This window comes from Acinetobacter pecorum (assembly GCF_014837015.1).
Taxonomy (GTDB): domain Bacteria; phylum Pseudomonadota; class Gammaproteobacteria; order Pseudomonadales; family Moraxellaceae; genus Acinetobacter; species Acinetobacter pecorum.
The window spans coordinates 1-1229 of sequence record NZ_JACSPT010000046.1; the positions used below are offsets into that span (position 1 = coordinate 1).

General features: G+C 50.9%; 1 protein-coding gene. It reads right to left on the reverse strand.

Annotated features, from left to right (window positions below):
* Positions 1–1229: alkyl hydroperoxide reductase subunit F (gene ahpF, locus H9629_RS15275; protein ID WP_191731459.1), on the reverse strand; the 1229-nt coding region annotated here is incomplete at both ends.

Here is a 1229-nt window from a genome sequence, read left to right on the forward strand (position 1 = left end):
ACGGTGGTACAGTCACCTGCAGCAAATACACCTTTCACATTGGTTTCGTTGCGCTCGTTAATCACAATCTCGCCACGACTAGTCAGCTCAACCGAAGTCTCTTTCAGGAAGTCGGTGTTAGGCAACAGGCCGATCTGCACGAAGATCCCCGCAAGTTCTACCATATGCTCTTCATCAGTCGCACGGTCTTTGTATTTCAGACCGGTCACCTGTGAACCGTCACCCAGCACTTCAGTCGACAGGGCATTCTTGATGACTGTGGTATTCGGCAAGCTGTTCAGCTTGTCCTGCAGTACCTGATCGGCACGCAGCTTGGTATCAAATTCCACCAGCGTTACATGCTCTACAATACCGGCCAGGTCGATCGCAGCTTCGACACCCGAGTTACCGCCACCGATGACCGCAACACGTTTACCCTTGAACAGAGGACCATCACAGTGCGGACAGTAGGCCACACCACGGGTTTTATATTCCTGCTCACCCGGAACGTTCATCTCTCTCCAGCGTGCACCGGTCGACAGAATCACGGTTTTCGATTCAAGTTTGGCACCGTTTTCAAGGGTGACTTCCACCAGGCCATTGGCAGTTTCATCTGCACCTTTGATATTGGATACCCGTTGCAGGTTCATGATGTCGACACCGTATTCACGTACGTGTGCTTCCATTTCCGCTGCAAACTTCGGACCTTGGGTCTTCTGGATAGAGGTGTAGTTTTCAATATCCATGGTGTCCATGACCTGACCACCCATGCGTTCGGCCACGATCCCGGTTTTAATACCTTTACGTGCCGCATAGATCGCAGCGGTATTGCCTGCAGGTCCGCCACCGACGATCAGTACATCAAAGGCGTCTTTGGCATTCAGCTTTTCAGCATCTCTGGCAGCTGCATTGCTATCCAGTTTGGCAATGATTTCTTCCAGTGTCATACGCCCCTGACCGATGTGCTGGTTGTCCTGAAATACCATCGGAACAGCCATGATCTTGCGTTCTTCGACTTCATCCTGGAAGAAGGCACCATCAATCATGGTGGCTGTGGTACCCGGGTTGTAGATCGCAATCAGGTTCAGTGCCTGAACCACATCCGGACAGTTATGGCAGCTTAAGGATACGAACACTTCAAAGTCGGATTGAATGCCCAGACTTTTAATAGACTCCAGCACTTCATCAGAGACTTTGGGTGCATAACCGGAAGTTTGCAGCAATGCCAGAATCAGGGAAGTAAACTCATG